Source organism: Inhella sp. (assembly GCF_027532025.1).
In the GTDB taxonomy this organism is placed as follows: domain Bacteria; phylum Pseudomonadota; class Gammaproteobacteria; order Burkholderiales; family Burkholderiaceae_C; genus Inhella.
The window spans coordinates 24,174-30,344 of sequence record NZ_JAPZSY010000117.1 but is presented as its reverse complement, the minus strand read 5'-3'; the positions used below and the strand labels follow the sequence as shown (position 1 = coordinate 30,344).

Sequence of the window (6,171 nt, the reverse complement as noted above, 5' to 3'; positions counted from 1 at the left end):
GTCAAGCAGGCCAGGCCGTTCTTGCCGTTGATGTTCATCGCGTCCGAGCCACACACGCCCTCGCGGCAGCTGCGGCGGAAGCTGATGGTCGGGTCGACCGACTTGAGCTTCATCAACGCGTCCAACAACATGCGCTCCGAGCCGTCGAGTTCAACCTCAACGGTTTGCATGTAAGGCTTGGCGTCCTTGTCGGGGTCGTAACGGTAGATCTTGAAAGTGCGCTTGGTCATGTCGTCGGCCTCAGAAGGTACGGACCTTGGGCGGGATGGAAGCAACGGTCAGGGGCTGGAGGTTCACCGCCTTGTAGGACAGGCTGTTGCTCTCGCTGTGCCACAGCGTGTGCTTCATCCAGACCTGGTCGTTGCGACCGTTCGGGTGCTCGGGCGTGTCGCCGTAGTCGTTCACGGTGTGTGCGCCACGGCTTTCCTTGCGAGCGGCGGCGGAAACCATCGTCGCTTGCGCCGCCTCGATGAGGTTTTCCACCTCCAACGCCTCGATGCGCGCGGTGTTGAACACCTGGCTCTTGTCCTTCAGGCCGATGCGCTGAACGCGCTGACGCAACTCCGCGATCTTGCTCACGCCCTCGTCCATGCTGGCCTGGGTGCGGAACACGCCCGCGTGCAACTGCATGCTGGCGCGGATGTCATTGGCCACATCCTGCGCGTACTCGCCGTCCGTCGTGGCGTCGAGCCGCGCCAAGCGCGCTTGGGAACGATCGGCCGCATCGACCGGCAGATCACGGTGCGACAAGCCAGCCTTGTGCGCCCCAACGATGTGGTTGCCCGCCGCGCGGCCGAACACCAACAGGTCGAGCAGCGAATTGGTGCCCAGACGGTTGGCGCCGTGAACGCTGACGCAGGCGCACTCGCCCACGGCGTAAAGGCCGTTGACCACCTTCTGCGAGCCGTCGCCCGCCGGCACCACCACCTGACCGTGGATGTTCGTCGGAATGCCGCCCATCTGGTAGTGGATGGTGGGCACCACCGGGATCGGTTCCTTGGTGATGTCAACGTTGGCGAAGTTGTGGCCGATCTCGTACACCGAGGGCAAGCGCTTCATGATGGTCTCGGCGCCCAGGTGGGTCATGTCGAGCACCACGTAGTCCTTGTTGGGACCACACCCCCGGCCTTCCTTGATCTCCTGGTCCATGCAACGCGACACGAAGTCACGCGGCGCCAGGTCCTTCAGCGTGGGCGCATAGCGCTCCATGAAGCGCTCGCCGTTGCTGTTGCGCAGGATGGCGCCCTCGCCGCGGCAGCCCTCGGTCAGCAACACGCCGGCACCGGCCACGCCGGTGGGGTGGAACTGCCAGAACTCCATGTCTTGCAATGGAATGCCGGCGCGCGCCGCCATGCCCAAGCCGTCGCCCGTGTTGATGAAGGCGTTGGTGCTGGCGGCAAAGATGCGCCCCGCGCCGCCCGTGGCCAACAGCACGGTCTTGGCTTCGAGGATGTGCAACTCGCCCGTTTCCATCTCGAGCGCGGTGACGCCCACGACGTCGCCCTCGCTGTTGCGAACCAAGTCCAGCGCCATCCACTCGACGAAGAACTGGGTGCGCGCTTTCACGTTCTGCTGGTACAGCGTGTGCAGCATGGCGTGACCGGTGCGGTCGGCCGCCGCGCAGGCGCGCTGCACGGGCTTCTCGCCGTAATTGGCGGTGTGACCGCCGAACGGACGTTGGTAGATCGTGCCGTCCGGGTTGCGGTCGAAGGGCATGCCGAAGTGCTCGAGCTCGTACACCACCTTGGGCGCTTCGCGGCACATGAACTCGATGGCGTCCTGGTCGCCCAGCCAGTCGGAGCCCTTGACGGTGTCGAAGAAGTGGTAGTGCCAGTTGTCTTCGCTCATGTTGCCCAGGCTGGCACCGATGCCACCTTGGGCGGCCACGGTGTGGGAACGCGTGGGGAACACCTTGGACAACACGGCCACATTCAGCCCGGCCAGCGACAGCTGGAGCGAAGCCCGCATGCCCGAGCCCCCGGCGCCGACGATGACGGCGTCAAATTTGCGTTTGGCGATAGCTGCCATTTCTCAAAGCCTCCAGAGCACTTGGACGGCCCAGCCGGTGCACGCCACCAGCCAGACCAGGGTGAACACATGCAGAACGAGGCGCAGGCCCACCGGCTTCACGTAGTCCATCCAGATATCGCGCACGCCCACCCAGGCGTGGTAAGCCAGGGACAGGATCAGCGTGAAGGTCAGGACCTTCATCCACTGCGCCGAAAAAATCGCGGCCCAGCGGTCGTAGCCCATCGCGTCCTTGGGCAACCATTCGATCAACCAATTGGGCAACAGGCTTAGCAACCAGCTACACCCCGCGGCACCAGGAGCACATTGATTGGGTAGAAGCACCTGAACGAGTAGCGCGATGGTGAACAAGGCCATCAAGGCCCCCGTCACACGCTGGGCCAGCCAGTCCCGCAGGCCGTAATGGGCGCCCGAAACCTGGCGTTTGCTTCCGTAAGTCGTCATGGTCAAGCTCCTCAGTACGCGCCGAACAGCTTGGCGCCCAGCGCGGCCGTCAACAGCAGGCTGATCGTCATCACCGCGATGGCGCTGAACTTGCCCTGCTCCTTGCTCACGCTGTGCGTCGCGTCCATCCAAAGGTGGCGCAGGCCGGCGCAGAAGTGGTGCAGGTAGGCCCAGATCAGCGCCAGAACCACCAGCTTCACCACCACAGCCGGCACGAAGCCGATGCCCGCGACAAAGGCCGAGCGGAAGACCTCGAAGGAAATCTCGCTCGTCAGGCTGGTGTCGAACAGCCACACCACAAAGGGCAGCAGCAAAAACATCAGCAGGCCGCTGATGCGGTGCAGGATGGACACGAAGCCGGCGATGGGCAGCCGATACGTCGTCAAGTCCTTGAATACATTCAGATTGGTGAACTGAGGTCGTGTTTTGGTGGTCATGGGCAGGCCTCGATCGGGTCGACGGGGACGTAATCGGCTGTAAACAATCGCGGCGGATTCTAGGCACGGCCCTTGCGCAAGCCTGACGAGGCGACCCGAAAGCCACAGTGAACTCCTTGGTGGAACCCGTGGGAACCCTGCCCTAAACTCCGCGCCGCTTTCGTCCTTCCAACCCCTTCGGAGTCCTCCTCATGAGCAAGAAGCCTGTTCGTGTCGCCGTCACCGGCGCCGCCGGTCAGATCGGTTACGCCCTGTTGTTCCGCATCGCCTCGGGCGAGATGCTGGGCAAGGACCAACCGGTGATCCTGCAACTGCTGGAGATCCCCGACGAGAAAGCCCAAAACGCGCTCAAGGGCGTGATGATGGAATTGGAAGACTGCGCCTTCCCGCTGCTGGCCGGCATGGAGGCCCACAGCGACCCAATGACCGCCTTCAAGGACACGGACTACGCCTTGCTGGTGGGCGCCCGCCCCCGCGGCCCCGGCATGGAGCGCGCCGACCTGCTGAGCGCCAACGCCGCCATCTTCACGGCCCAGGGCAAGGCCTTGAACGCCGTCGCTTCGCGCAACGTGAAGGTGCTGGTGGTGGGCAACCCGGCCAACACCAATGCCTACATCGCCATGAAGTCGGCGCCTGACCTGCCGGCCAAGAACTTCACGGCCATGCTGCGCCTGGACCACAACCGCGCGGCGAGCCAAATCGCCGCCAAGACGGGCAAGCCTGTGGGCGCAATCCAAAAACTGGCCGTGTGGGGCAACCACTCGCCCACCATGTACGCCGACTACCGCTTTGCCACCATCGAAGCCGCCTCGGTCAAGGACATGATCAACGATCAGGTCTGGAACAAAGACGTCTTCTTGCCCACCGTCGGCAAGCGCGGCGCGGCCATCATTGCCGCGCGCGGCCTGTCGTCCGCCGCCTCGGCCGCCAACGCCGCCATCGATCACATGCGCGATTGGGCCCTGGGCACGAATGGCGCTTGGGTCACGATGGGCATTCCGTCCTTGGGTGATTACGAGATCCCGAAGGAAGTCATGTACGGCTTCCCGGTCACCTGCGAGAACGGCGAGTACAAGGTCGTTCAAGGCCTCGAGATCGACGCCTTCAGCCGCGAATGCATGACCAAGACGCTGAACGAACTGCTGGAAGAAAAGGCCGCCGTCCAGCACCTGCTGTGATCGACGCCGAATGCGCGCTCCAGGGCCGGCTCGTCCGGCCCTTTTTGCATCCTCTTGCCTCCAACGCCCACCATGCCTCTGCCCCCCCAGCAAGCCCTGTGCGATGCCGGTGAGCCTGCGCCGCGCTGGCTGCCGGTCGTCGACCACTATTGCGGCGTCGAGCGACTCATGCGCAAAAGCTTGGCGCTCCAGCAAAGCCTCCAGGGTCGCTTCGATGTCACGCTGGACTGCGAGGACGGCGCGCCAGTGGGCGGCGAGGCGGAGCACGTGGCCTTGCTCTTGGAACTGCTGGCGCAACCGCAGTCGGGACGCGTTGGCGCCAGGGTTCACCCCATCGACCATCCCGCCTTCGAGATGGAAGTCTCACAGCTCGTGGCTGGCGCCGGGCCGCGGCTGGCCTACCTGATGCTCCCCAAGGTCGAGGGAGCCGAGCAACTGGCGCGGGGGGCCCAGATGGTGGGCCAGGCTTGGCAAGCGGCCGGTCACGCGGGCAGTCTGCCGCTGCACGCCCTGGTCGAAACCCACGGCGCGCTCCGCGAAGTCGACGCATTGGCGGCGCACCCCGCCATCGAATCGCTGTCTTTCGGCCTGATGGATTTCGTGTCAGCCCACCGAGGCGCCATCCCAGGCTCCGCGATGAGCTTGGACGGGCAGTTTCAGCATCCGCTGGTCTTGCGGGCCAAGTTGGCCATCGGCGCCGCCTGCCACGCCTTCGGCAAGACGCCGTCGCACTGCGTGGTCACCGAATTCAAGAACGCCGAACGGCTGCGCGAAGCCGCGCGCCGTGCCGCCCATGAGCTGGGTTACACCCGCATGTGGAGCATCCACCCCGACCAGATCGAACCGATCTTGGACGCGCTGACACCGCCCGCCCACGAAATCGCCGAGGCCGTGGACATCCTCACTGCCGCACAAGCGGCCGACTGGGCGCCGACACGCCACCGCGATCGCTTGCACGACCGTGCGAGCTACCGCTACTACTGGCACCTGCTGGCCCGAGCGCACGACGCCAAGTTGAGCCTGCCGCCGGAGGCAGTGGCGTTTTTTCAGCAGCCGCAAGGCTTGAAACCCTGATTCTTCTGGGCCGCGTCCACGCCGACGATGGAACACAATCTCGAGTTAATCGGCCCCTTGCGAGGTCCCATGCGACTGCCCCTGTTGCTCTGCGCCTTGGCGATGTTCACCCACACCGCCCACGCCCAACCCCCAACTTCCCAGCCCGCGCGAACGAAAGCCACTGCGGCCAAAGCGCCCACGGTCAAATCGAACCGGCCGAACCCGCCAGCCACCAGCACCCCGACCGTCGTGCCGGACCACGAGCACGAAGAACTGGATGCCGAACGGCTGGCCGTGGTGCCGCGCGTGTTGGTCGGCGAGTCGCGCTGTGAAATGGGCAAGACCGTGGCCATCCAACCGCACCCCACCCTCATCGGGCGCTTCGTGTTGACCCATGGCAAAGAGGCCTACACGGTGACCCCGCAACCCACCAACACCGGCGTCATCCGCCTGGAAAACCTGCGCGCGGGCTTGGTGTGGCTGCAAGTTCCCATCAAGTCGATGTTGATGGATGCCAAGCGCGGCAAGCGCTTGGCCGACACCTGCATGCATGCGGATCAAACCGCAGAGGTGGAAAGCAGCCAGGTCAGCGCCGTCGGCATGCAGTGATCGACGATGGCCAATGGGATATACTCGCGGGCTTGCTAGCAAACCCCGCAACGATTTTCGCTTTTGCGGCGGCTTGGCGGCTCGGGCCCTTTGGTCCGGACCCCGAGAGCCTGAGGCCCCAGCCACCCTGGCGTGAACACCGAGCGAACCTGGAACCATTCATGACCACCATCCGCGTCAAAGAGAACGAACCGTTCGACGTTGCCCTGCGTCGTTTCAAGCGCACCATTGAAAAGCTGGGCCTGCTGACCGACCTGCGCGCCCGCGAGTTCTACGAAAAGCCCACCGCCGAGCGCAAACGCAAGAAGGCTGCCGCCGTGAAGCGCCACTACAAGCGCGTTCGCAGCATGCAGCTGCCCAAGCGCCTGTACTGATTGCCCTCACGGCGATCCGTGCTCACAAGGCCCGCTTCGCAGCGG

Annotated in this window: 8 protein-coding genes; 4 read left to right on the top strand and 4 right to left on the bottom strand. The window is 64.6% G+C overall.

The window, feature by feature from the left end:
* From O9335_RS14420 to sdhC, 4 genes are all read right to left on the bottom strand, one after another.
* The coding region (locus tag O9335_RS14420; protein ID WP_298389323.1) for a 2Fe-2S iron-sulfur cluster-binding protein at nt 1-230 on the bottom strand (230 nt) is incomplete at its 3' end.
* Between the two features lie 10 nt (nt 231-240).
* Nucleotides 241-2,028, bottom strand: coding sequence for a succinate dehydrogenase flavoprotein subunit (gene sdhA, locus O9335_RS14415; RefSeq protein ID WP_298389321.1), 1,788 nt, complete (start codon nt 2,026-2,028; stop codon nt 241-243).
* Nucleotides 2,029-2,031: 3 nt separating this feature from the next.
* Nucleotides 2,032-2,472 (bottom strand): succinate dehydrogenase, hydrophobic membrane anchor protein, encoded by a 441-nt coding sequence (sdhD, locus tag O9335_RS14410; protein ID WP_298389319.1) that lies wholly within the window; start codon nt 2,470-2,472, stop codon nt 2,032-2,034.
* Between the two features lie 11 nt (nt 2,473-2,483).
* Entirely contained in the window at nt 2,484-2,909 is a 426-nt protein-coding gene (gene sdhC, locus O9335_RS14405; RefSeq protein ID WP_298389318.1) for a succinate dehydrogenase, cytochrome b556 subunit, read from the bottom strand.
* Between the two features lie 191 nt (nt 2,910-3,100).
* On the opposite strand from sdhC, the gene O9335_RS14400 reads away from it, so the two are divergent.
* The 4 genes from O9335_RS14400 to rpsU all read left to right on the top strand — a co-directional run bounded on the left by O9335_RS14400 (nt 3,101) and on the right by rpsU (nt 6,126).
* A complete protein-coding gene (locus O9335_RS14400) occupies nt 3,101-4,087 on the top strand; it encodes a malate dehydrogenase (protein WP_298389315.1) in 987 nt (328 codons plus the stop codon).
* Between the two features lie 72 nt (nt 4,088-4,159).
* Nucleotides 4,160-5,161, top strand: a complete 1,002-nt coding sequence (locus O9335_RS14395; RefSeq protein WP_298389313.1) for an aldolase/citrate lyase family protein — start codon at nt 4,160-4,162, stop codon at nt 5,159-5,161.
* 69 nt (nt 5,162-5,230) lie between these two features.
* Nucleotides 5,231-5,752, top strand: a complete 522-nt coding sequence (locus tag O9335_RS14390) for a hypothetical protein (protein WP_298389311.1) — start codon at nt 5,231-5,233, stop codon at nt 5,750-5,752.
* Nucleotides 5,753-5,913: 161 nt separating this feature from the next.
* Nucleotides 5,914-6,126, top strand: coding sequence for a 30S ribosomal protein S21 (gene rpsU / locus O9335_RS14385; RefSeq protein WP_298389309.1), 213 nt, complete (start codon nt 5,914-5,916; stop codon nt 6,124-6,126).
* Nucleotides 6,127-6,171 lie beyond the last annotated feature (45 nt).

Excerpts from the sequence above, each read along its gene's own strand:
- sdhA (WP_298389321.1), bottom strand. The coding sequence starts at position 2,028 with ATGGCAGCTATCGCCAAACGCAAATTTGACGCCGTCATCGTCGGCGCC.
- sdhD (WP_298389319.1), bottom strand. The coding sequence starts at position 2,472 with ATGACGACTTACGGAAGCAAACGCCAGGTTTCGGGCGCCCATTACGGC.
- sdhC (WP_298389318.1), bottom strand. The coding sequence starts at position 2,909 with ATGACCACCAAAACACGACCTCAGTTCACCAATCTGAATGTATTCAAG.
- O9335_RS14400 (WP_298389315.1), top strand. The coding sequence starts at position 3,101 with ATGAGCAAGAAGCCTGTTCGTGTCGCCGTCACCGGCGCCGCCGGTCAG.
- O9335_RS14395 (WP_298389313.1), top strand. The coding sequence starts at position 4,160 with ATGCCTCTGCCCCCCCAGCAAGCCCTGTGCGATGCCGGTGAGCCTGCG.
- O9335_RS14390 (WP_298389311.1), top strand. The coding sequence starts at position 5,231 with ATGCGACTGCCCCTGTTGCTCTGCGCCTTGGCGATGTTCACCCACACC.
- rpsU (WP_298389309.1), top strand. The coding sequence starts at position 5,914 with ATGACCACCATCCGCGTCAAAGAGAACGAACCGTTCGACGTTGCCCTG.